The sequence below is a fragment of the Lelliottia nimipressuralis genome, assembly GCF_004402045.1.
In the GTDB taxonomy this organism is placed as follows: domain Bacteria; phylum Pseudomonadota; class Gammaproteobacteria; order Enterobacterales; family Enterobacteriaceae; genus Enterobacter; species Enterobacter chinensis.
In genome coordinates, this window is record NZ_SOMG01000014.1 from 35430 (window position 1) to 59037 (window position 23608).

The window sequence follows — 23608 nt, forward strand, 5'->3', positions numbered from 1 at the left end:
AATCAATGAAAAAAGTATCTCGTAACCGCCACTATTGTCGCATTTTGGTATAGGATAGCGACGAATTTTCCCTCCTTGTTCGGAAATTGATGATGAGTCAACAACACACTACCCAGACATCTGGTCAGGGTTTGCTTGAGCGCGTGTTCAAACTGCGCGAGCACGGCACAACGGCACGCACCGAAGTGATCGCCGGTTTCACCACCTTCCTGACGATGGTTTATATCGTTTTTGTTAACCCTCAAATTCTGGGCGTTGCTGGCATGGACACCAGCGCCGTCTTTGTGACCACCTGCCTGATCGCTGCGCTTGGCAGCATTTTGATGGGAGTGTTCGCTAACCTGCCGGTCGCACTGGCGCCAGCAATGGGCCTGAATGCGTTCTTCGCGTTCGTGGTTGTTCAGGCGATGGGGCTGCCGTGGCAAGTCGGTATGGGCGCTATCTTCTGGGGCGCGGTTGGCCTGCTGCTGCTGACCATTTTCCGCGTGCGTTACTGGATGATTGCGAACATTCCTGTCAGCCTGCGCGTGGGCATCACCAGCGGTATTGGTCTGTTCATCGGTATGATGGGGCTGAAAAACGCCGGTGTAATCGTGGCGAACCCGGATACGCTGGTGAGCATCGGTCACCTGACCTCTCATAACGTGCTGCTGGGCGTGCTGGGCTTCTTTATCATCGCGATCCTGGCTTCCCGTAATATTCACGCGGCTGTTCTGGTGTCCATCGTGGTCACCACCCTGCTGGGCTGGATGCTGGGTGACGTTCACTACAACGGTATCGTCTCCGCGCCACCGAGCGTCTCTACCGTCATTGGCCACGTTGATCTGGCGGGTTCCCTGAACCTGGGCCTGGCGGGCGTGATTTTCTCCTTCATGCTGGTCAACCTGTTTGACTCCTCCGGTACGCTGATTGGCGTGACCGACAAAGCGGGTCTGGCGGATGAGAAAGGCAAATTCCCACGCATGAAGCAGGCGCTGTTTGTGGATAGCGTCTCCTCTGTGGCGGGCTCTTTCATCGGAACCTCTTCTGTTACCGCTTACATTGAATCCTCTTCCGGGGTTTCCGTGGGCGGCCGTACCGGCCTGACGGCGGTAGTCGTGGGGATTCTGTTCCTGCTGGTGATCTTCCTCTCTCCGTTGGCGGGCATGGTTCCACCGTATGCGGCAGCGGGCGCGCTGATCTATGTGGGTGTGCTGATGACCTCCAGCCTGTCACGCGTGAAGTGGGATGATTTAACCGAAGCGGTGCCGGCGTTTATTACCGCCGTGATGATGCCGTTCAGCTTCTCGATTACCGAAGGTATCGCGCTGGGCTTTATCTCTTACTGCGTAATGAAGATCGGCACCGGTCGCTTCCGCGACCTCAGCCCATGCGTGATTGTTGTGGCGCTGCTGTTTGTGCTGAAGATTGTGTTTATTGATGCGAAATAAACAGCAAGCCCTTTTCGAAGAAAAGGGCTTTAGTGTTTGCACCCTCTCCCGTGGGAGAGGGCTGGGGTGAGGGCAACAGGCCGCTCCGGTCTAAGCCTTCACCCGCTTAATATAATCCCCAAACGCCGTCAGCTGTCCAGAGAGATGGTCGCGCGTGCTCTGATCCACCACTTCACCCGTCTGCGGGTCGACCTTGTTCTGAATCACACCACCCATAAATTCCGGCTTGTTCATTACCATCGCATCCAGGAAGACCAGGATTTGACGCAGATGATACTGGCAGCGCGCGCCGCCAATGGCGCCCATAGAACTGGTCTGGATCAGTACCGGTTTGCCTGACAGCGGCTGTTCAGGTAAACGGGACAGCCAGTCGATGGCATTCTTCAGGCCACCCGGAACCGAGTAGTTATACTCCGGCGTGACAATGACCACGCCGTCGGCCTGGCGGATCTGCTCTGCCAGTGCCTCAACGCTCTGCGGGAAGCCCTCTTCCTGCTGGACATCCGCATCATAAAGTGGGATATCACCAATCGATGGCAGGGCGCTAATCTCCATACCTGCTGGTGCCAGCTGTGGCAGCGTACGGGCAACCATCCCGTTAAATGAACCTTTGCGCAGGCTTCCCAGTAACGTAACTACTTTCAACGTATCAGACATGATTACTCCTGTTTCATCATGATGACCCTGATTGGATCAGCTAAGTGTGAATGCTTTTTCTGCCGGTAAACTGGTTAAACGCATCAGGCGTGCGGCGGGCTCGTTGGCGCGCTCGGGCACATCAGGAAGGCTACGCCATCCCTGTTGACTGTCAAATTCCCAGATTTTCATGCGTTCGATGGCGGGGGTAACCGCAATGGACCAAATGAGCACATCCTCTGCGTCACTGAGCGCCTCTACCAGCGTGGCTTGGGTTGCACGCAGCCGTCCGGAGCCTGGTAGCAGCTGCAGCAGGCTGGCGTCGTCTGAGGCGCATCCACAGAGCTTGCGAATACTCTGGCGCAAGGTAATGAGTTGGGCTCTGGCCTCTATGGGATCGTTCTGGTTGCGGACCCATAGCTTCTCATTGCTGGAGAGCGGATAGTCTTCATGCGCATTCCCACCATGGAAGCTGCGAGTCGCGCGCTGAAGTTCCATATCCAGCCCGCAATCCCCTTCGGTGGTCAGCGCGACGCCAATGATATTGCCCGTGTAGGCAATGGAAAATCGCGGGAGATCCGGGTCGGCAAAAACCGGGCGGCCTTCTGGTTGGGTAATGATGTCCGGCAGTTCGCTGGTGCCGTACAGCATAAACAGCAGTTCAGCGAGAAGCGCTCGGGACGCTAAAAAGCGCGTCCTGCGGTGTTCCGGAAGTTTGCGTGCTTCACTGTGGCAGGATGAAGATATTCTGGCCGATACGAGACGTCCTTCTGTAAGTATCCCTCTTGCAAAGTGCGTTGCCATTGTTCGCTCCTTGATAATGGTCGTAATCGGTTAAACGGTTACATGATTATCGCTTAACTTGACTCCTGTTTTAATCAGTAAATGGGAGTAAGAGAAGCCTTAGGACCGAACTTTACATTTTCTTAGGCAAAAATTGGATCGCTCGCACCGTACAGCGCCTTGATGATCTCCCGCAACCAGAGAATTTTCGGATTATGGCTGTTCCGTTTATGCCAGATCAGCGTGAAGGGAACGGTGAGCTTTTCAGCCTGCGTTTCGTCAATGGGAATGGGTAGCGCGATCAGCTTCCGCTGGTGGAGTTGATTGTAGTGGTGGCAGTAGTGCGGAGCCGTGGCGATATAGTTATGCCCTGGCTGGGCTGCCATAAACATCGCCTGTTCGAAACCCGGCAGGCACATGGCGATATTGCGCTCACGTCCCATCTCTTTTAGCACTTCATCAAGCGCCCAGGTGTCGCTGCGTTCCCAGAAGATACTGATATGCGGGTAGCGCAGGAAGGTTTCCAGATTCCACGCTTCCTGAAGCGCGGGGTGATCCTCACGCAGATACACACACGGACGGTCGCTGAACAGGATCTCGTAGTCGATAAACCACGGCAACAGCTTCAGCAATTCACGCGAGCGCGGATGCGTTTCGCGTCCGGTAAAGCCCAGATCAACCTCTCCACGCGTAATGGCATCCAGCGAGTCGTAATCCCAGTGACGCATCTTCACCGTAGCCTGCGGATAGCGCTGATTTACCTGCTCCAGCAGTGCGTTAAAGCGGATCAGCATCAATGGCGTTTCGGCGGCCAGCACGAACGTCAGCCCGCCCGGAGAGTCATGGTGGAATTTATCGAGGATTTGGTTGCCGATTTGCATCCAGTCGGCCAGATCCTGCTCCAGGCTTACCGTCAGCGGCGTCGGCAGCAGCCCTAACGGCGTTTTGACAAACAGCGGGTCGTCGAACCAGTCACGCAGCTTGGCCAGTGATTTACTCACCGCCGACGGCGTCACGTTCATCCGCTTCGCCGCTTTGGTGACGCTGCGCTCCTGCAGCAAAAGCTGCAGGCAAAGCAACAGGTTAAGATCGAGACTGCTGATGGGCTTCTTCATAATGCGCCGCGGGCTGGATGACCATAAGTAAGGTAATGCACAGTATGCTACAGCCAATCAGAACCCCGATCAGCATATTCAGCGCGTTAAGCCCGATGACCGCCGCCAGCCAAATCCACAGCGACGAGCCGCAGACCTGCGCGATCCCCAGCACCGAGCTTGCCACGCCTGCCCGCAGCGAGAATGGGCCAAGCGCCTGACTCATCGCCACGCCAAAGCCAACCGAGAACCCGGCACAAATAAGGGTAATACCCACCAGCATCACCGCATGTGAGCTGGCGGTCGCCAGGATGATGCCTGCTGCGAGGAATAAAACCTGTGAGGTCAGCATCAGCGTGCGCTGGCGGAAGATGTTCAGCGCAAACGGTGTTGAGAACGACACGGCCATACTGACCATCGCGGTTAATGCCATCACCGTTGAATACTCACCGCGGTCGAAGCCCATGGTTTCCATGAGTAATACAGGGGAAACGTTTACATAGGTCAGGATCACCGCCACGCTTAACGTCGTCACGGCCAGACGGCTGAGGAAGAAGCGGTTAAGCAGCTTCTCGGCTGGGTGAATTGTTGGGATATGACCGGTATTCTGCGAGCCGGGTTGGGTCTCTTTCAGCACGGCGATGGACAGGACAAACACCAGAGCGCCCATCGCTGCCATAGTCCAGAACAGACTCTGCCACGGGAATTTCAACATGATCAGATACCCCACGACCGGGGCCAGCACCGGGATGATGCAGGTTATACCGTTCAGCATCGACAGCACCTTAGCGCGACGCTGGGCACTTAAGGTATCGCGCAAAATCGCGAAGGCGACGACGTAGCAACCGCCCGCGCCAATCCCCTGGATAAATCGCCCTGACAGGAACAGGGTGCTGTCTTGCGCCAGCGAGCAGAGTACTGACGCCAGTGCAAAGATGATGGCGCCCGTGATAGCGACAGGCTGACGGCCTGCTTTATCCGCGATCTTCCCGGCAAAAACCATCGACGATGCCATCCCCGCGAGGTAGGCCGAAAACGCGATGTGTAGCTGCGCTTCGCTGGCACCCAGATCGCGCGCGATGTGCGGTAATCCCACCAGATACATATCAATGCCAGATGGATAAAGCAGAACCAGCGCAAAACTACAAAACAGAAAACGAGCCATAAACCCCCCATAGATGCAGGCAAGCAGGATAGGGGGATAAAGGGGATTAGGCGAGTTGCCATTTGGACAATGGTGATTTCCTGAGAGGAAATCACCATTGATCAGCGGTAGTTACTTACCAATACAGAAGCTCGAGAAGATCCTTCCCAGCAGATCGTCCGACGTAAACTCCCCGGTGATCTCGCTCAGATTCTGCTGCGCCAGGCGCAGCTCTTCCGCCAGCAGTTCACCCGCCCACGCACCAATCAGCTGCGCTTTACCCTGCACAAGGTGGTTTGCCGCCTCTTCCAGCGCCTGCAGATGACGACGACGCGCCAGGAAGCCGCCTTCCATGCTGGTGTCAAAACCCATGCTCTGCTTGAGATGGTTACGCAGGTCGTCCACGCCCTCGCCGGTACGCGCCGACAGGCGAATAAGTGAGTGACCATTCACATCGCTGATGCCCAGCGTTTCGCCCGTAACGTCTGCTTTGTTACGCACCACGGTGATCGGCAGCTTAGCCGGCAGGCGGGCAATAAAGTCCGGCCAGATGTCAGCCGGGTCAACGGCGTCGGTCGTGGTGCCGTCCACCATAAACAGCACGCGGTCAGCCTGCTCGATCTCCTGCCAGGCGCGTTCGATACCGATGCGCTCAACTTCGTCGCTGGCATCGCGCAGACCGGCGGTATCAATGATGTGCAGCGGCATCCCATCAATATGAATATGCTCGCGCAGCACGTCGCGGGTGGTGCCGGCAATGTCGGTCACGATCGCCGCTTCACGGCCCGCCAGGGCGTTCAGCAGGCTCGATTTTCCGGCGTTAGGGCGTCCGGCGATGACCACCTTCATCCCTTCACGCAGCAGGCTGCCCTGGCGCGCTTCGGCACGCACGGCGTCAAGATCGTTCATCACCTGGTTGAGCTGGGCTTCGATTTTACCGTCAGAGAGGAAGTCGATCTCCTCATCCGGGAAGTCGATAGCCGCTTCGACGTAGATTCGAAGGTGAGTGAGTGCTTCCACAAGGTGATTCACCCGCGCGGAGAATGCCCCCTGCAGCGAGTTCAGCGCGGAGCGGGCCGCCTGTTCAGAACTGGCGTCGATCAGGTCAGCAATCGCCTCGGCCTGTGCCAGGTCGAGCTTGTCGTTGAGGAAGGCACGTTCGGAGAACTCGCCAGGCTTCGCAATGCGCAGGCCAGGCAGGGTCAGAATACGTTTTAACAGCAGGTCGAGGATGACCGGGCCGCCGTGGCCCTGCAGCTCAAGCACGTCTTCGCCGGTAAAGGAGTTCGGGCCGGGGAACCACAGCGCAATGCCCTGGTCCAGCGGCGTGCCGTCGGTATCTTTAAATGGCAGGTAATCAGCATAGCGCGGCTTTGGCAGTTTACCCAGTACCGCTTCGGCGACCTCGCGCGCTTTCAGGCCGGAGATACGCAGAATGCCTACACCACCGCGTCCCGGTGGGGTTGCCTGGGCGACGATAGTGTCGTTATGGCTCATGGTTGGTCTCGTTCAATACAAATAAAAAAGGCGGTCAATCGACCGCCCTTATTTTAGCGTTAACTTAACGGATCAGGACTTTTTCTTTTCGCGGCTATGCAGGCCACGTTTTTCCAGACCACGGTAAATCAGCTGCTGCTGGATGATGGTCACCAGGTTGCTGACGATATAGTACAGCACCAGACCTGACGGGAACCACAGGAAGAACACGGTGAAGATGACCGGCATAAAGGTCATGATCTTCTGCTGCATCGGGTCGGTCACGGTGGTCGGAGACATCTTCTGGATGAAGAACATCGTCACGCCCATCAGGATCGGCAGGATGTAGTACGGGTCCTGTGCGGACAGGTCATGGATCCACAGTGCGAACGGCGCATGGCGCAGCTCAACGGAGCCCATCAGCATGTAGTACAGCGCAAGGAAGATTGGCATCTGAATCAGCAGTGGGAAGCAACCACCCAGTGGGTTTACTTTCTCTGCTTTATACAGGGCCATCATTTCCTGGCTCTGACGCTGCTTGTCATCGCCCAGACGCTCACGCATCGCCGCAATCTTCGGCTGCAGCATACGCATCTTCGCCATGGAGGTGTACTGCGCTTTAGTCAGCGGGTACATGATGCCACGAACGATGAAGGTGATAACGATGATGGAGAAGCCCCAGTTACCCAGGAAGCTGTGGATGAACTTCAGCAGCTTAAACAGCGGCTGAGAGATGAACCACAACCAACCGTAGTCGACGGTCAGATCCAGGTGCGGCGCAACAGCGGCCATTTTGTCCTGAATTTCCGGGCCGACCCACAGGGTGCTTGCCATCTTACCGGTTTGACCCGGCTGAACCAGAACTGGCTGAGATTTGTAGCCGATGGCTGCAAGACCGTTACCCAGGTTCGCGGTGTAGAAGTTGTTGGTACCGTCGTTATTTGGCACCCACGCAGTGGCGAAATACTGCTGCAGCATTGCCACCCAACCGCCTTTAGCGCTGACGTTCAGGTTTTCGTTATCGGCAATGGTGTCGAATTTGTATTTCTCATACTTCGCGTCAGGCGTGGAGTACGCCGCGCCACGGAAGGTATGCAGCGCAAAGTTGCTGCTTCCGGTGTCACGGTGAGACGGCAGATTGATGGACTGCTTCAGCTGGCCAAAGGTCGACAGTTCCAGCGGTTTCGCACTGGTGTTCTGTACGCTGTAGCCCACGTTCACCGCATACTCACCGCGTTTCAGGGTGAAGGTTTTGGTGAAGGTGTTGCCTGCGGCGTCGGTGTACGTCATCGGGATAACGAGTTCGTTCTGACCATCAGCCAGCACAAAGGTGTCGTTCTCGACGTTATACAGTGGACGCGCACCGTTAGCCGGGTTATCCGGGCCATCACGACCGGTCAGGCCGCTCTGCGCCTGGTAGATAAACTCAGGCGTGGTTTCCAGTAACTGGAACGGTTCGTTAGACTTCAGCTCTTTCGGGTAGGTCAACAGCAGCGCCTGCTCAACATCACCACCACGGGTGTTGATTGTCAGCTCAAGCACATCGGTCTTAACCGTAATCTGTTTCCCCTGGCCACTGGCCGGTACGCCCTGGTCGGCGGCGCTACCCGCTGCGGTGGTCGTAGTCTGCGTGGTCTGCTGCTGGGGTTGAGGATTTTTATCCTGCTCCCATGCCTGCCAGATCATGAAAGACACGAACAACAAAGCGATGATAAGAAGATTGCGTTGCGAATCCATCGTTAGTGTTCTCTGGTATCAAAGGGTCCTGGGGGGACGGGGTCGTCTCCACCGGGATGTAAAGGGTGGCATTTTAATACGCGTTTCACCGTCAACCAACTGCCTTTTATCACTCCAAACCTGCGCAATGCCTCAATTCCGTAGCTTGAGCATGTTGGTGTGAAACGGCAATGCGGCCCGAGTAGCGGACTAATCAGGCGTTGATAGACCCGAATGAGGGCTATCAGGACCCGTGAGCCATGCGACAGTGGCGGCGCCATAATTTTTCCAACGCTTCCGAGAGAGCACGGTTATCGAGGTCGGCAACCCCTTTTTTAGCCACCACCACGAAATCCATAGAAGGCAGTTCGTGCTGACGTAAACGGAAGCTTTCACGCGTCAGACGTTTAATCCGATTGCGTTCATGCGCACGCTTAACATTTTTCTTGGCGACTGTGAGACCGATGCGGGGATGCCCCAGCGAATTTTGGCGGCCGAGGATGGTGATTTGCGGCGTGCCAGCCCGTTGTGGCTGCTGGAAGACGAATGTGAAATGAGTGGGAGTTAACAAACGTAACTCCCTGGGAAATGCTAGCTTAACCACTCAGGGGTTAGCTTTATTACTTGGAAACGGTCAGACGAGAACGGCCTTTAGCACGACGACGTGCCAGAACCTGACGACCATTTTTAGTAGCCATACGAGCACGGAAGCCGTGAGAACGGTTGCGCTTCAGTACAGACGGTTGAAAAGTGCGTTTCATGGCGATTTCTACCTAAACTTGAATAAATTCACTGACTTTTGCGTATACCCGAACGAGTTTCGAACGACTAACGCCTCAGCGTGGGTGATTAAAGAGGCCGGATTGTAATAATTGTACACTCCGGAGTCAATTCTCTTTCCTTATTTCCCGCGTATTTCCGCACGTTTTCGCGTGGAAAATGAGCAACGGACGACGCAGGAAGATGAGCATCACGCGCCGGGTCGAGGATTATACGGCCTCGCCAACAAAGCGCAAGGATCGTCCCGGATCTTCGTTAGATCATTTAAGCAATAAATTGTCTGTGCTCATTAATTTTTCCAATATGCGGACTAAATCGCGGGGCACTCGCGCCAGGATCGTTTACACTTACCCGGTTCCGGATCTTCCTGTGGATAAATCGGGAAGAATCTGTGAGAAACAGAAGATCTCTGGCTCAGTTTAGGCTATGATCCGCGGTCCCGATCGGGATCCAGCGATCCTGGCCGGGCATAAACACAATATCGTTCAGATTGTATCAACGATGGCGTGTATAACCGCAGATAGCGGTTCGCACATCCCCCTCATTGGGTCATGTCGATGTGCGCCAACAATCATGAATATTCAATAGTTTTCTTTTATTGTTCGAGTGGAGTCCGCCGTGTCACTTTCGCTTTGGCAGCAGTGTCTTGCCCGATTGCAGGATGAGTTACCAGCCACAGAATTCAGTATGTGGATCCGCCCGTTGCAGGCGGAGCTGAGCGATAACACGCTGGCTTTGTATGCGCCAAACCGTTTTGTGCTCGATTGGGTAAGGGACAAGTACCTTAATAACATCAATGGACTGCTGAACGATTTCTGCGGGTCAGATGCCCCGCAGCTGCGCTTTGAAGTGGGCACAAAGCCGGTCACCCAAACCGTTCGTGAAACCGTGAATGTGGCTGCACCTGCTCAGGCCGCACCCGCGCCGGCCCCTCGCGTCGCACCCGCTCGTCAGGGCTGGGATAACGTCCCTGCACCGGCTGAACCAACCTACCGCTCTAACGTTAACGTGAAACACACGTTCGATAACTTCGTTGAAGGTAAGTCGAACCAGCTGGCGCGCGCGGCGGCTCGCCAGGTTGCTGATAACCCCGGTGGGGCCTACAACCCGCTGTTCCTTTATGGCGGCACGGGCCTGGGTAAAACGCACCTGCTGCATGCGGTGGGTAATGGCATTATGGCGCGCAAGCCCAATGCCAAAGTGGTGTATATGCACTCCGAGCGCTTCGTTCAGGACATGGTAAAAGCCCTGCAAAACAATGCGATCGAAGAGTTTAAACGCTACTATCGTTCCGTTGACGCCCTGCTGATCGATGACATCCAGTTCTTTGCCAATAAAGAACGATCGCAGGAAGAGTTTTTCCACACCTTCAATGCCCTGCTGGAAGGAAATCAGCAGATCATATTGACCTCGGATCGTTATCCAAAAGAGATCAACGGCGTTGAAGATCGTCTGAAATCCCGCTTCGGCTGGGGCCTGACCGTGGCGATCGAGCCACCGGAGCTGGAAACCCGCGTTGCGATCCTGATGAAGAAAGCCGATGAAAATGACATTCGCCTGCCGGGTGAAGTGGCGTTCTTCATTGCCAAGCGTCTGCGCTCCAACGTGCGTGAGCTCGAAGGGGCACTGAACCGCGTTATCGCCAATGCCAACTTTACCGGTCGTGCGATCACCATCGATTTTGTGCGTGAAGCGCTGCGTGATTTGCTGGCATTGCAGGAAAAACTGGTCACTATCGACAATATTCAAAAGACGGTGGCTGAGTACTACAAGATCAAAGTGGCAGATTTACTGTCTAAACGTCGTTCCCGCTCGGTGGCGCGCCCGCGTCAGATGGCGATGGCGCTGGCAAAGGAGTTAACCAACCACAGTCTGCCGGAAATCGGGGATGCGTTTGGTGGCCGTGACCATACGACCGTGCTGCACGCTTGTCGCAAGATTGAGCAGTTACGCGAAGAAAGCCACGACATAAAAGAAGATTTTTCCAATCTAATCAGAACATTATCATCGTGACGCTATGAAATTTACCGTTGAACGTGAACATTTATTAAAACCGCTGCAACAGGTGAGTGGCCCATTAGGTGGCCGCCCAACGCTGCCTATTCTCGGAAACCTGCTGCTTCAGGTCGCGGACGGTACGCTGTCGCTGACCGGTACAGATCTGGAAATGGAAATGATCGCGCGCGTTACGCTGACTCAGCCGCACGACGCAGGCGCGACCACGGTTCCGGCACGTAAATTCTTTGATATCTGCCGCGGGCTGCCGGAAGGCGCTGAAATCGCCGTGCAGCTGGAAGGCGACCGTATGCTGGTGCGCTCTGGCCGCAGCCGTTTCTCGCTCTCTACGCTGCCAGCTGCGGACTTCCCGAACCTGGACGACTGGCAAAGTGAAGTTGAATTCACCCTGCCGCAGGCGACGATGAAACGCCTGATTGAAGCCACGCAGTTCTCCATGGCGCATCAGGACGTTCGTTACTACTTAAACGGCATGCTGTTCGAAACCGAAGGTGAAGAGCTGCGTACCGTGGCCACCGACGGCCACCGTCTGGCGGTCTGTTCCATGCCGATTGGCGTTTCACTGCCAAACCATTCGGTGATCGTGCCGCGTAAAGGGGTGATTGAGCTGATGCGTATGCTCGACGGTGGCGACACGCCGCTGCGCGTGCAGATCGGTAGCAACAACATCCGCGCACACGTGGGTGATTTTGTCTTCACATCGAAGCTGGTTGACGGACGTTTCCCGGATTATCGCCGCGTATTGCCGAAGAATCCAGACAAAACGCTGGAAGCGGGTTGCGACAGCCTCAAGCAGGCCTTTGCCCGTGCGGCGATTCTCTCGAACGAGAAATTCCGCGGTGTGCGCCTGTATGTGAGCGAAAATCAGATCAAAATCACCGCTAATAACCCGGAGCAGGAAGAGGCAGAAGAAATTCTGGACGTCACCTACGCCGGAACCGAGATGGAAATCGGCTTTAACGTTAGCTACGTGCTGGATGTGCTGAATGCGCTGAAATGCGAGAACGTGCGCATCCTGCTGACCGACTCCGTTTCAAGCGTACAGATTGAAGATGCCGCATCACAGTCGGCTGCCTATGTTGTCATGCCAATGAGACTGTAATGTCGCTCACCCGTCTGTTGATCCGCGACTTTCGCAATATCGAAAGCGCGGATCTCGCTTTATCCCCTGGCTTTAACTTCCTGGTTGGCGCAAACGGCAGCGGCAAAACCAGCGTGCTTGAGGCCATTTATACGCTCGGCCACGGTCGGGCGTTTCGCAGTTTGCAGATTGGTCGCGTCATCCGCCACGAACAGGAATCTTTTGTTCTGCATGGGCGTTTGCAGGGCGAAGAGCGGGAAACCGCCATCGGCCTGAGTAAAGACAAGCAGGGTGACAGCAAGGTGCGCATCGACGGTACCGACGGCCACAAAGTGGCCGAGTTGGCGCTATTGATGCCGATGCAGCTGATTACGCCCGAGGGGTTTACTTTACTCAACGGCGGCCCCAAATACAGAAGAGCGTTCCTCGACTGGGGATGCTTTCACAACGAAGCCGGTTTCTTTAACGCCTGGAGCAACCTGAAGCGCCTGCTCAAGCAGCGTAACGCTGCACTGCGCCAGGTAACGCGTTACGCCCAGCTGCGTCCGTGGGATATGGAACTCATTCCCCTTGCGGAACAGATCAGCCGCTGGCGTGCCGAATACAGCGCGGGTATCGCCGAAGACATGGCCGATACCTGCAAACAGTTTTTACCCGAATTCTCTCTCACCTTCTCCTTCCAGCGCGGCTGGGAGAAAGAGACGGATTATGCCGAGGTGTTAGAGAGAAACTTCGAGCGCGACCGCATGTTGACCTACACCGCGCACGGCCCGCACAAGGCGGATTTCCGCATTCGTGCCGACGGTGCTCCGGTGGAAGATACGCTGTCGCGCGGGCAGCTCAAGCTCCTGATGTGCGCGCTGCGCCTGGCGCAGGGGGAGTTTCTCACCCGCGAGAGCGGGCGACGCTGCCTGTACCTGATAGATGATTTTGCCTCGGAACTTGACGACGCGCGGCGCGGGCTGCTTGCCAGCCGCTTAAAAGCCACGCAGTCGCAGGTTTTCGTCAGCGCCATTAGCGCTGAACACGTTATAGACATGTCGGACGAAAATTCGAAGATGTTTACCGTGGAAAAGGGTAAAATAACGGATTAACCCAAGTTGAAATGAGCGAGAAACGTTGATGTCGAATTCTTATGACTCCTCCAGTATCAAAGTCCTGAAAGGACTGGATGCGGTGCGTAAGCGCCCGGGTATGTATATCGGCGACACGGATGACGGCACCGGTCTGCACCACATGGTATTCGAGGTGGTAGATAACGCTATCGACGAAGCGCTCGCGGGTCACTGTAAAGACATCGTGGTCACCATCCATGCGGATAACTCCGTCTCCGTCACCGATGATGGTCGTGGCATCCCAACCGGTATTCACCCGGAAGAGGGCGTATCTGCGGCAGAAGTGATCATGACCGTCCTGCACGCAGGCGGTAAGTTCGACGATAACTCTTATAAAGTTTCCGGCGGCCTGCACGGCGTAGGCGTTTCCGTGGTTAACGCCCTGTCGCAGAAGCTGGAGCTGGTTATCCAGCGTGAAGGCAAAATTCACCGTCAGCTTTATACCCACGGCGTGCCGCAGGCTCCGCTGGCGGTAACGGGCGATACCGATAAGACCGGTACACTGGTGCGCTTCTGGCCGAGCCACGAAACCTTCACCAACGTCACCGAATTCGAATACGACATTCTGGCGAAACGCCTGCGTGAACTGTCGTTCCTGAACTCCGGCGTGTCTATTCGCCTGAAAGACAAGCGTGACGGCAAAGAAGACCACTTCCACTACGAAGGCGGAATCAGGGCGTTCGTTGAGTATCTGAACAAGAACAAAACGCCAATTCACCCGAATATTTTCTACTTCTCCACTGAAAAAGACGGTATCGGCGTAGAAGTGGCGCTGCAGTGGAACGACGGTTTCCAGGAAAACATCTACTGCTTTACCAACAACATTCCACAGCGTGACGGCGGTACTCACCTTGCGGGCTTCCGTGCGGCGATGACCCGTACCCTGAACGCCTACATGGACAAAGAAGGCTACAGCAAAAAAGCGAAAGTCAGCGCCACCGGTGACGATGCCCGTGAAGGCCTGATTGCCGTTGTCTCCGTGAAGGTACCGGATCCGAAGTTCTCCTCACAGACCAAAGACAAGCTGGTCTCTTCTGAGGTGAAATCGGCGGTTGAACAGCAGATGAACGAACTGCTGAGCGAATATCTGCTGGAAAACCCGTCCGATGCGAAAATCGTTGTGGGCAAAATTATCGATGCGGCGCGTGCCCGTGAAGCGGCGCGTAAAGCCCGTGAGATGACCCGTCGTAAAGGCGCGCTGGACCTCGCAGGTCTGCCGGGCAAACTGGCTGACTGTCAGGAACGCGACCCGGCGCTGTCCGAACTCTACCTTGTGGAAGGGGACTCTGCGGGCGGTTCTGCGAAGCAGGGCCGTAACCGTAAGAACCAGGCTATCCTGCCGCTGAAGGGTAAAATCCTTAACGTTGAGAAGGCGCGCTTCGACAAGATGCTCTCTTCTCAGGAAGTGGCGACGCTGATCACCGCGCTGGGCTGCGGCATTGGCCGCGATGAGTACAACCCGGACAAACTGCGCTATCACAGCATCATCATCATGACCGATGCGGACGTCGACGGCTCGCACATCCGTACGCTGCTGTTGACCTTCTTCTACCGTCAGATGCCTGAAATCGTTGAGCGTGGCCACGTCTACATTGCCCAGCCGCCGCTGTATAAAGTGAAAAAAGGCAAGCAGGAGCAGTACATCAAAGACGACGAAGCGATGGATCAGTACCAAATCGCGATCGCGCTTGATGGCGCTACCCTGCACGCGAACTCTCACGCTCCTGCGCTGGCTGGTGAGCCGCTGGAGCGTCTGGTGTCCGAGTTCAACGCCACGCAAAAAATGATCACGCGTATGGAACGCCGTTATCCGAAAACGCTGCTGAAGGAGCTGGTCTATCAGCCAACTCTGTCCGAAGCCGATCTGAGCGACGAACAGACCGTAACCCGCTGGGTGAACGCCCTGGTGACCGATCTGAACGAGAAAGAGCAGCACGGCAGCATGTGGAAATGCGATATCCAGCAGAACGCCGATAAGCAGTTCGAGCCTATTATTCGCGTGCGTACCCACGGCGTTGATACCGACTATCCGCTGGAGCACGAATTTGTGACCGGTCCGGAATACCGTCGTATCTGCACGCTCGGCGAAAAGCTGCGCGGCCTGATCGAAGACGATGCGTTTATCGAACGTGGCGAGCGTCGTCAGCCGGTTGCCAGCTTCGAGCAGGCGCTGGAATGGCTGGTGAAAGAGTCCCGTCGTGGCCTCGCGATCCAGCGTTATAAAGGTCTGGGTGAAATGAACCCGGATCAGCTGTGGGAAACCACCATGGATCCGGAAAGCCGTCGCATGCTGCGCGTCACCGTTAAAGACGCGATTGCTGCTGACCAGCTGTTCACGACGCTGATGGGCGATGCGGTTGAACCACGTCGTGCCTTCATCGAAGAGAACGCGCTGAAAGCGGCAAATATCGATATTTAACGGTTGTTATTGTGGGGTCTCATTCCAAATGAAATGATGTCTCATAAAGAATGCAGTTGGCTAAGAACAAAAAAGAGAGGGGCATGATGTCCCTCTCTTTTTTTGCTTAAATTTGTGTATCAATAGAACAAAGTCGATCTCATTGACATAATCCTCTACCAGGAGAATATATCCCGAACATACCCTGACGATGAGTATGGTGGTCTGTTAGAGTTGAAATCGTTACGGAAAAAGGAATACACCGAATGAGCCGCAGGAGCGATATTATCGGGGCCGATGAATGGCAGGTAACGACCCGCAGCGGCCTCGTCTACAGTGAGGTCCTCGGTTGGATCGACCTGGGGCATGCCAGGGGCGAAGATATTTCCCTGCTTCTGGCTGATTTCAGCAGCGGCGAAGCCAGTGGCAGACCTTATTACACGATTGCATACAATCAGAGAATGAATATCGGGAAAGGACTGGCCGGAACGGGTAAGTTTGTTCGCTGGGAAATAAAACGTGGGCGCTCGATGTCAGAAATTAACAGCATTGCCCTGGCCATGATGATGGATACCGCGAGAAATTTTGAAAATTACCAGTCCCGCGCTTTTTTCAGCTGGTACACCGATAGCGGGTTCAGCGGAGAAGACCTGGTGTCGGATCTGCTCGGTTTTTACAGGGCGCTGATTCCTTCGGATTACCGGGCTCAGTTGCGGCCTGTCAGTCGTGAAAGCGCACTACGCCGCTGGGATCATTACGGACCGATCGGTAATTTCAAGAACCGGGGTTTTCTTCCATTGATGTTTCCCGACCCTGATGACCTTAATATCCGGCATGAACCCTATAAAGGCCCGCTTCCCCGCTTTATGAGGTGGGTAACGCCGTTTGATAACTTCAGTTCAGACATTGTTCGTATTCTTAACGATAACGGCACATATCATTCCTTCTTTACCCACTCAGGACGACGTTGAGCATGAAAAAGTTAGCCATATTCTCAGGGCTGGCCATTGTGATTGTCACGGTCATATACCTCCTTTTGCCGTATGAGCCTGAGATGACATACCGTGAATCAGATAGGGTTCGCTATCATCTTTACACCCCAGAATCGATTAAGCAGGCACCACGCCTTTCACCGGATTATACCTTCAGCCACTCTGCTGCAAATGGACAGCCGGACACCGCTGGGGTGTGCTTTAGCGGGGTATCTGATACCGCTGCACTTAAACAATATCTTGTTTTGCGTGGCTATTCCTTTGCGAGAAAAGCCCCGGCCGGGGAGCTGTGGACGTCAGAACGTAGCCAGGATGTGTACTTCACTGTTATAAGCAGAGTTTCGCCTGGTAAGCAGGTTTGCCTGTATGAATCAGATCGTTAATCTGCGCTTTTAGCGCGGCTTTTTTATGGGCGCAGGCATCTCCAGCGACAGCACTGACGGTAAACGGCTGGCGAGCGTATCGACGGCAATTCTGACTCTCAGCGGCAGATGCGGCGTCTGTTGCCAGACCGCATGAACGTCGAAATGCACATCCGGTGCCTGCTTTAACAGCGGGACGAGTTTACCCTGGTGAATATCTTTGACGACCATCCAGCAGGGCAGCCATGCAATGCCGTGCCCCGCCAGCGCAGCGTCGCAGATCGCCTGCAAATCATCCATATTGAGCGACGATCGGGGTGTAAAGGTGTGCGACGCTCCTTCGCTGTCCATCAACTGCCAGGACAACACTCTGCCTGCGCGCAGATAGTTAATCGCCGTATGCTGGGGTAAATCAGCAACGGTTTCTGGCAGACCTCTTTTCTGTAGATAATCCGGCGCCGCGCACAGCACCATGCGGTGTTCACCCAGCCTTCTGGCGACCAGCACGCTGCTGTCCTGTAGCGTGCCGTTACGCACTGCCATATCAAACCCTTCCTCGACGAGATCCACCACGCGGTCGCTGAATGACATTTCCAGTTCAAGTCCGGGGTGTTCCTGTGCCAGTTCTATCAGCAGCGGGGCGACACACTGGCGACCAAACAGCACCGGCATGGCAACGCGCAGGCGGCCGCTGACCTGCTGTTTCCCTGTTTCAAGCAGCGACTCTGCGCCCCGAATTTCCTCCAGCGCGCGCAGGCAGCGTTCATAAAAAAGGGCACCGTTATCGGTCAGGCTCTGGCTGCGGGTGGTGCGTTGAAACAGGCGTACTCCCAGTCGTTGTTCAAGACGAGCGATGCTTTTTCCTACCGCCGAGCGTGACAAATGCAGACGGATTGCGGCCTGAGCAAAGCTTCCCGCCTCAACGGCGGCTACAAAAACAGGAATATCCTTCAGCGTATCGGTCATGAATTGTATCTATTAAGGCGTCAATAAAGAGAAAACTTATCGCCACTGGTGAGTGGAAGTCAACGGTAGACTGTCAGTCTTAAAGCTTATTTGATGGCAGGAGAGAAAAAATGACAGAGACAATGCAGCGCTGGTCCATGAACGCCCTCGGGCGCGAGAGCCTCAAACTCATTCAGGAACCTGTTCCACAGCCCGGCCCGGGTGAAGTGCGCGTACGGGTAAATGCCGTTGCGCTCAACTATCGCGATAAAATGGTGATTGAAGGCACGATGCCGATTCCGCTTTCCTTCCCGTTTACGCCGGCGTCTGACATGGCGGGCGTGGTGGACAGCATTGGTGAAGGTGTTACACGTTTCAAACCCGGTGCGCGCGTCATCTCAACCTTCTTCCCTGAGTGGATCGACGGTAAGCCGCAGGCGGACGCGCGCAATTTGCCCTATAAAACGTCCGGCGGCTACTTCCAGGGCATGCTGGCCGAATATGTGATTGTGAATGAAGATGCGCTGGCGGCATCCCCGGAGACCCTGGATGACGCAGAGGCCAGCACCTTACCCTGCGCAGGGCTTACCGCGTGGTTCGCGCTGGTGGAGCGCGGTCATCTACGTGCCGGGCAATCGGTACTGGTGCAAGGTACCGGTGGCGTGGCGATTTTCGCTTTGCAAATTGCAAAAGCGCACGGTGCAGAGGTGTTTGTCACCTCGGGAAGTGATGAAAAACTGGCGCTGGCCAAAAAACTGGGGGCCAGCCAGGGTATCAACCGGCTGAAAGGCGACTGGGCTGAAGATACGCTGGCACTCACGCAGGATCGCGGCATCGACCATATTATCGAAACCGTGGGTGGGGAGAACCTGAAGCATTCCCTGCGCGCCGTTGCCGTTCACGGACGTATATCGGTCATTGGCGTGCTGGCCGGGACGGACATTTCGCTGTCTGCTGGCGAACTGTTGCTGAAATCCCCGGTCATTCAGGGGATTGGCGTGGGACATCGCCGGGCGCTGGAAGATTTCGTCCGTGCCGTTGACGTCACGGGTTTGAAACCGGTGATTGAGCATCGCTACCGCTTCGATGAACTTGAACAGGCGCTCGAACATCTGGATCGTGGCGCGTTTGGTAAAATCGTTCTCACCCGCGAGTGAGTCGTCGTTCTCCGGGATGAGCATAAAAGGGGGTTTTTGTTGCGCAATGTAGCTCTATTTTTGTGTGCTTAATCGCGTTAGCATGAGGCAGCACTCATTTATCCCGGGGAACTCATGGCTATCAAACTCATTGCAATCGATATGGACGGCACGCTGCTGCTGCCTGACCACACTATCTCTCCAGCCGTTAAAAACGCGATCGCCGCAGCACGCGCAAAGGGCGTGAATGTGGTCCTGACCACGGGTCGTCCGTATGCCGGCGTGCACAGCTATCTGAAAGAGCTGCACATGAATCAGCCTGGCGACTACTGCATTACCTATAACGGTGCGCTGGTGCAGAAAGCCGCGGATGGCAGTACGGTTGCGCAAACCGCGCTGAGCTACGATGACTACCTGTTCCTGGAAAAACTGTCACGTGACGTGGGTTCCCACTTCCACGCACTCGATCGCAATACGCTCTACACCGCCAACCGCGATATCAGCTACTACACGGTACATGAATCCTATGTCGCGACCATTCCGCTGGTGTTCTGTGAAGCCGAGAAGATGGATCCGGCCACTCAGTTCCTGAAAGTGATGATGATCGACGAGCCAGAGATCCTGGATAAAGCGATTGCGCGCATCCCGGCTGAGGTAAAAGAGAAGTACACCGTGCTGAAAAGCGCGCCGTACTTCCTCGAAATCCTCGATAAACGCGTCAATAAAGGTACGGGCGTAAAATCGCTGGCCGACGCGCTGGGCATCAAACCTGACGAGATCATGGCGCTGGGCGACCAGGAAAACGACATCGCGATGATTGAATACGCGGGTATGGGTGTGGCGATGGATAACGCCATCCCGTCGGTGAAAGAAGTGGCTAATTTTGTTACCAAATCCAACCTCGAAGACGGCGTGGCATACGCCATTGAGAAGTTTGTGCTGCAGTAACGCTCATTTTCAGTCATCAGCCTCGGTTATTAACCGGGGCTTTTTTTTGCGCTGAATTTATTGAATTGTTCTTTTTGTGATCTGGATTGTAGTACAACATTAAATTATTGTACTACATTACCACCACAGCAAAGACGAACGCCCTCACGTTTGTACTGCAAAAGTGAGGTGAAATTCAGCGGTCGCGGTAAAGTAGTGATGGACATACAGAGCACAAGGACTCTCCATGACTCTCAATAAAACCGATCGCATCGTCATCACGCTGGGCACCCAGATTGTGGGTGGGAAATACGTTCCCGGTTCGCCGCTACCGGCAGAGGCTGAACTGTGTGAGGAATTTGAAACCTCGCGCAACATCATCCGGGAAGTCTTCCGCTCGCTGATGGCGAAGCGGCTGATTGAAATGAAACGCTATCGCGGCGCGTTTGTCGCTCCGCGTAATCAGTGGAACTACCTCGATACCGACGTTCTGCAGTGGGTGCTGGAAAACGACTACGACCCACGGCTTATCGGCGCGATGAGCGAGGTGCGAAACCTGGTTGAACCGGCCATCGCTCGCTGGGCGGCGGAACGCGCAACGTCCGGTGACCTGGCGCAGATTGAGTCGGCCCTGAACGACATGATCGCCAATAACCAGAACCGGGAGGCGTTCAACGAGGCGGACATTCGCTACCACGAAGCGGTGTTGCAGTCGGTGCATAACCCGGTGTTACAGCAGCTTAGCGTAGCGATCAGCTCGCTACAGCGGGCGGTATTTGAACGTACCTGGATGGGCGATGAGGCCAACATGCCGAAAACGCTCCAGGAACACAAAGCGCTGTTCGATGCGATACGGCATCAGGACGGCGATGCGGCAGAGCAGGCGGCGCTCACCATGATCGCCAGCTCGACACGAAGGCTGAAGGAAATCACATGACATCTCGCTACATCGCAATTGACTGGGGATCGACCAATCTGCGCGCCTGGCTTTATCAGGGCGAGCAGTGCCTGGAGAGCAGGCAATCGGAAGCAGGCGTTACGCGTCTGAACGGGAAATCCCCCGAAGCGGTGTTAGCAGAGATAACGCAAAACTGGCGCGATGGCGCCACGCCGGTGGTGATGGCGGGGATGGTCGGCAGTAACGTAGGCTGGAAAGTCGCGCCTTATCTACCGGTTCCCGCCCATTTCTCCGCTATTGGCGAGCAGTTAACGTTCGTTGGCGACAATATCTGGATTATTCCCGGCTTGTGCGTCTCTCGCGACGATAACCACAACGTGATGCGCGGCGAAGAGACGCAGCTGCTTGGCGCGCGCACGCTTTCTCCTTCTTCTGTCTACGTCATGCCCGGAACGCACTGCAAGTGGGTGCAGGCCGACGCTGAGCAAATCCACGATTTTCGCACCGTGATGACCGGCGAGCTGCACCATTTGCTGCTCAACCATTCACTGGTGGGAGCCGGTTTGCCGGAGCAAGAAGCCTCGTCAGAGGCGTTTGCTGCCGGGCTTGAACGTGGGATCGCTTCCCCTGCCGTTTTGCCGCAGCTTTTTGAGGTTCGCGCCTCGCACGTGCTGGGAAGCCTCCCGCGTGAGCAGGTTAGCGAGTTTCTTTCTGGCCTGCTGATTGGCGCAGAGGTCGCCAGCATGCGTGACTTCATCGCGCATGACCAGGCTATCACGATTGTCGCTGGCGCATCGCTAACGTCGCGCTACAAGCAGGCGTTTCGAGCCATTGGACGTGATGTTTCAACGGTATCCGGCGACACGGCATTTCAGGCAGGAATAAGGAGCATCGCTCATGCAGTGGCAAACTGATCTTCCCCTTATCGCGATTTTGCGCGGCATTACGCCCGGTGAAGCGCTAGAGCACGTTGGCGCGGTTATCGACGCCGGGTTCGACGCGGTGGAAATCCCGCTCAACTCCCCGGAATGGGAAAAAAGCATTCCGGCGGTGGTGGATGCCTATGGCGATAAAGCGCTGATTGGCGCGGGTACCGTGTTACAGCCGGAGCAGGTGGACAGGCTGGCGAAGATGGGCTGCAAACTCATCGTCACCCCCAACATCAACCCCGAGGTCATCCGCCGCGCGGTGGGCCATGGCATGACCGTGTGTCCGGGATGTGCGACGGCTACCGAAGCCTTTATTGCCCTCGATGCGGGCGCGCAGTCGCTCAAAATTTTTCCGTCTTCGGCCTTTGGCCCTGACTACATCAAAGCGCTGAAAGCGGTCTTACCCGCCAGCGTGCCGGTCTTTGCCGTGGGCGGCGTAACGCCAGAAAACCTGGGCCAGTGGATGAACGCTGGCTGCGTGGGCGCGGGGCTGGGCAGCGATCTCTATCGCGCTGGACAGTCCGTGGAACGTACCGCACAGCAGGCGACAGCATTTGTGAAAGCGTATCGAGAGGCAGTGAAATGAAAATAACCAAACTCACCACGTACCGTTTACCCCCGCGCTGGATGTTCCTGAAAATCGAAACCGATGAAGGGGTTGTGGGCTGGGGCGAACCGGTGATTGAAGGGCGTGCGCGCACTGTTGAAGCTGCGGTACATGAGCTGGGTGAATACCTGATTGGTCAGGATCCGGCACGCATCAACGACCTGTGGCAGGTAATGTACCGCGCGGGTTTCTACCGCGGAGGCCCGATCCTGATGAGCGCGATCGCAGGCATCGACCAGGCGCTGTGGGATATCAAAGGCAAAGTGCTAAACGCGCCGGTCTGGCAGCTAATGGGTGGCCTGGTGCGCGACAAAATCAAAGCCTACAGCTGGGTGGGCGGCGACCGCCCTGCGGAAGTGATCGACGGCATCACGCAGCTGCGCAACATTGGCTTTGATACCTTCAAGCTCAACGGCTGCGAAGAGATGGGCGTTATCGACAACTCGCGCGCGGTCGATCGTGCCGTGAATACCGTGGCACAAATCCGTGAAGCCTTCGGCAACGACATTGAGTTTGGTCTGGATTTCCATGGCCGCGTCAGCGCGCCGATGGCCAAAGTGCTGATTAAAGAGCTGGAACCGTATCGCCCGCTGTTTATCGAAGAGCCGGTGCTGGCCGAGCAGGCGGAGTACTATCCGAAGCTGGCAGAACAGACCCATATTCCGATCGCGGCGGGTGAACGTATGTTCTCGCGCTTCGAGTTCAAGCGCGTGCTGGAAGCGGGAGGTATTGCGATTCTGCAGCCGGATCTCTCCCACGCAGGCGGCATCACCGAATGCTACAAAATTGCCGGGATGGCAGAAGCCTATGATGTGGCGCTGGCCCCGCACTGCCCGCTTGGGCCGATCGCGCTGGCTGCCTGTCTGCACGTCGACTTTGTTTCCCGCAACGCCGTGTTCCAGGAGCAAAGCATGGGCATTCACTATAACAAGGGCGCAGAGCTGCTCGACTTTGTGAAAAACAAAGACGATTTCAACATGGAAGGCGGTTTCTTCAAACCGTTAATGAAGCCTGGCCTTGGCGTGGATATTGACGAAGCCAAAGTTATTGAGCTGAGTAAAAACGCGCCGGACTGGCGTAACCCACTGTGGCGTCATGAAGATGGCAGTGTAGCGGAATGGTAATCGCCATCCCGTAGACCCG

At 55.6% G+C, this 23608-nt stretch carries 23 protein-coding genes; 13 read left to right on the forward strand and 10 right to left on the reverse strand.

Features of this window, described 5'->3' with window-relative positions; all coding sequences use genetic code 11:
• Nucleotides 1–92 precede the first annotated feature (92 nt).
• Nucleotides 93–1430, forward strand: a complete 1338-nt coding sequence (adeP, locus tag E3U32_RS07290; protein WP_166790919.1) for an adenine permease AdeP — start codon at nt 93–95, stop codon at nt 1428–1430.
• Nucleotides 1431–1520: 90 nt separating this feature from the next.
• On the opposite strand, the gene E3U32_RS07295 is transcribed toward adeP, so the two are convergent.
• From E3U32_RS07295 to rpmH, 9 genes are all read right to left on the reverse strand, one after another.
• Nucleotides 1521–2087, reverse strand: coding sequence for an NADPH-dependent FMN reductase (locus E3U32_RS07295; RefSeq protein WP_014833835.1), 567 nt, complete (start codon nt 2085–2087; stop codon nt 1521–1523).
• Between the two features lie 36 nt (nt 2088–2123).
• A complete protein-coding gene (locus E3U32_RS07300) occupies nt 2124–2870 on the reverse strand; it encodes a 4'-phosphopantetheinyl transferase family protein (RefSeq protein ID WP_134348238.1) in 747 nt (248 codons plus the stop codon).
• Nucleotides 2871–2992: 122 nt separating this feature from the next.
• A complete protein-coding gene (gene yidZ / locus E3U32_RS07305; RefSeq protein ID WP_134348239.1) occupies nt 2993–3964 on the reverse strand; it encodes an HTH-type transcriptional regulator YidZ in 972 nt (323 codons plus the stop codon).
• The gene (locus E3U32_RS07310; protein WP_134348240.1) at nt 3933–5108 is read right to left on the reverse strand and encodes an MFS transporter; all 1176 of its coding nucleotides are present in this window, start codon (nt 5106–5108) and stop codon (nt 3933–3935) included. The genes yidZ and E3U32_RS07310 overlap by 32 nt, the downstream gene beginning before the upstream one ends.
• A 111-nt stretch (nt 5109–5219) precedes the next feature.
• Nucleotides 5220–6584 carry a tRNA uridine-5-carboxymethylaminomethyl(34) synthesis GTPase MnmE gene (gene mnmE, locus E3U32_RS07315; protein WP_032662070.1) on the reverse strand — a complete coding sequence of 455 codons (1365 nt, stop codon included), beginning with the start codon at nt 6582–6584 and terminating at the stop codon, nt 5220–5222.
• Between the two features lie 72 nt (nt 6585–6656).
• The gene (gene yidC, locus E3U32_RS07320; RefSeq protein ID WP_134348241.1) at nt 6657–8300 is read right to left on the reverse strand and encodes a membrane protein insertase YidC; all 1644 of its coding nucleotides are present in this window, start codon (nt 8298–8300) and stop codon (nt 6657–6659) included.
• Nucleotides 8301–8302: 2 nt separating this feature from the next.
• A complete protein-coding gene (yidD, locus tag E3U32_RS07325) occupies nt 8303–8560 on the reverse strand; it encodes a membrane protein insertion efficiency factor YidD (protein WP_134348242.1) in 258 nt (85 codons plus the stop codon).
• Nucleotides 8524–8883: a ribonuclease P protein component gene (gene rnpA / locus E3U32_RS07330; RefSeq protein ID WP_134348243.1), complete on the reverse strand. Its 360-nt coding sequence runs from the start codon at nt 8881–8883 to the stop codon at nt 8524–8526. Before rnpA ends, yidD begins: the two co-directional genes overlap by 37 nt.
• A 16-nt stretch (nt 8884–8899) precedes the next feature.
• Nucleotides 8900–9040 carry a 50S ribosomal protein L34 gene (gene rpmH, locus E3U32_RS07335; RefSeq protein ID WP_003849659.1) on the reverse strand — a complete coding sequence of 47 codons (141 nt, stop codon included), beginning with the start codon at nt 9038–9040 and terminating at the stop codon, nt 8900–8902.
• Between the two features lie 637 nt (nt 9041–9677).
• Between rpmH and dnaA the strand changes: the two genes are divergently transcribed.
• From dnaA to E3U32_RS07365, 6 genes are all read left to right on the forward strand, one after another.
• Nucleotides 9678–11072: a chromosomal replication initiator protein DnaA gene (gene dnaA, locus E3U32_RS07340; protein WP_010426558.1), complete on the forward strand. Its 1395-nt coding sequence runs from the start codon at nt 9678–9680 to the stop codon at nt 11070–11072.
• Between the two features lie 4 nt (nt 11073–11076).
• Nucleotides 11077–12177 carry a DNA polymerase III subunit beta gene (gene dnaN / locus E3U32_RS07345; RefSeq protein ID WP_134348244.1) on the forward strand — a complete coding sequence of 367 codons (1101 nt, stop codon included), beginning with the start codon at nt 11077–11079 and terminating at the stop codon, nt 12175–12177.
• On the forward strand, nt 12177–13250 hold the full coding sequence (gene recF / locus E3U32_RS07350) for a DNA replication/repair protein RecF (RefSeq protein WP_134348245.1): 1074 nt from the start codon (nt 12177–12179) through the stop codon (nt 13248–13250). Before dnaN ends, recF begins: the two co-directional genes overlap by 1 nt.
• A gap of 28 nt (nt 13251–13278) precedes the next feature.
• A complete protein-coding gene (gyrB, locus tag E3U32_RS07355; RefSeq protein ID WP_134348246.1) occupies nt 13279–15690 on the forward strand; it encodes a DNA topoisomerase (ATP-hydrolyzing) subunit B in 2412 nt (803 codons plus the stop codon).
• A 245-nt stretch (nt 15691–15935) separates the two neighbouring features.
• On the forward strand, nt 15936–16640 hold the full coding sequence (locus E3U32_RS07360; protein WP_134348247.1) for a hypothetical protein: 705 nt from the start codon (nt 15936–15938) through the stop codon (nt 16638–16640).
• Nucleotides 16641–16642: 2 nt separating this feature from the next.
• Entirely contained in the window at nt 16643–17044 is a 402-nt protein-coding gene (locus E3U32_RS07365) for a hypothetical protein (protein WP_134348248.1), read from the forward strand.
• Nucleotides 17045–17053: 9 nt separating this feature from the next.
• Here E3U32_RS07365 and E3U32_RS07370 read toward each other — a convergent pair whose 3' ends face one another.
• A complete protein-coding gene (locus E3U32_RS07370) occupies nt 17054–17989 on the reverse strand; it encodes a LysR family transcriptional regulator (RefSeq protein ID WP_134348249.1) in 936 nt (311 codons plus the stop codon).
• 110 nt (nt 17990–18099) lie between these two features.
• Between E3U32_RS07370 and E3U32_RS07375 the strand changes: the two genes are divergently transcribed.
• The 6 genes from E3U32_RS07375 to dgoD all read left to right on the forward strand — a co-directional run bounded on the left by E3U32_RS07375 (nt 18100) and on the right by dgoD (nt 23589).
• A complete protein-coding gene (locus E3U32_RS07375) occupies nt 18100–19125 on the forward strand; it encodes a zinc-dependent alcohol dehydrogenase family protein (protein ID WP_134348250.1) in 1026 nt (341 codons plus the stop codon).
• A gap of 114 nt (nt 19126–19239) precedes the next feature.
• A complete protein-coding gene (yidA, locus tag E3U32_RS07380; RefSeq protein WP_134348251.1) occupies nt 19240–20052 on the forward strand; it encodes a sugar-phosphatase in 813 nt (270 codons plus the stop codon).
• Nucleotides 20053–20278: 226 nt separating this feature from the next.
• Nucleotides 20279–20968, forward strand: a complete 690-nt coding sequence (gene dgoR, locus E3U32_RS07385; RefSeq protein WP_003861109.1) for a D-galactonate utilization transcriptional regulator DgoR — start codon at nt 20279–20281, stop codon at nt 20966–20968.
• Nucleotides 20965–21843, forward strand: a complete 879-nt coding sequence (locus E3U32_RS07390; RefSeq protein ID WP_134348252.1) for a 2-dehydro-3-deoxygalactonokinase — start codon at nt 20965–20967, stop codon at nt 21841–21843. The genes dgoR and E3U32_RS07390 overlap by 4 nt, the downstream gene beginning before the upstream one ends.
• Nucleotides 21827–22444, forward strand: a complete 618-nt coding sequence (locus E3U32_RS07395) for a 2-dehydro-3-deoxy-6-phosphogalactonate aldolase (RefSeq protein ID WP_134348253.1) — start codon at nt 21827–21829, stop codon at nt 22442–22444. Before E3U32_RS07390 ends, E3U32_RS07395 begins: the two co-directional genes overlap by 17 nt.
• The gene (gene dgoD / locus E3U32_RS07400; RefSeq protein WP_134348254.1) at nt 22441–23589 is read left to right on the forward strand and encodes a galactonate dehydratase; all 1149 of its coding nucleotides are present in this window, start codon (nt 22441–22443) and stop codon (nt 23587–23589) included. Before E3U32_RS07395 ends, dgoD begins: the two co-directional genes overlap by 4 nt.
• Nucleotides 23590–23608: the final 19 nt, after the last annotated feature.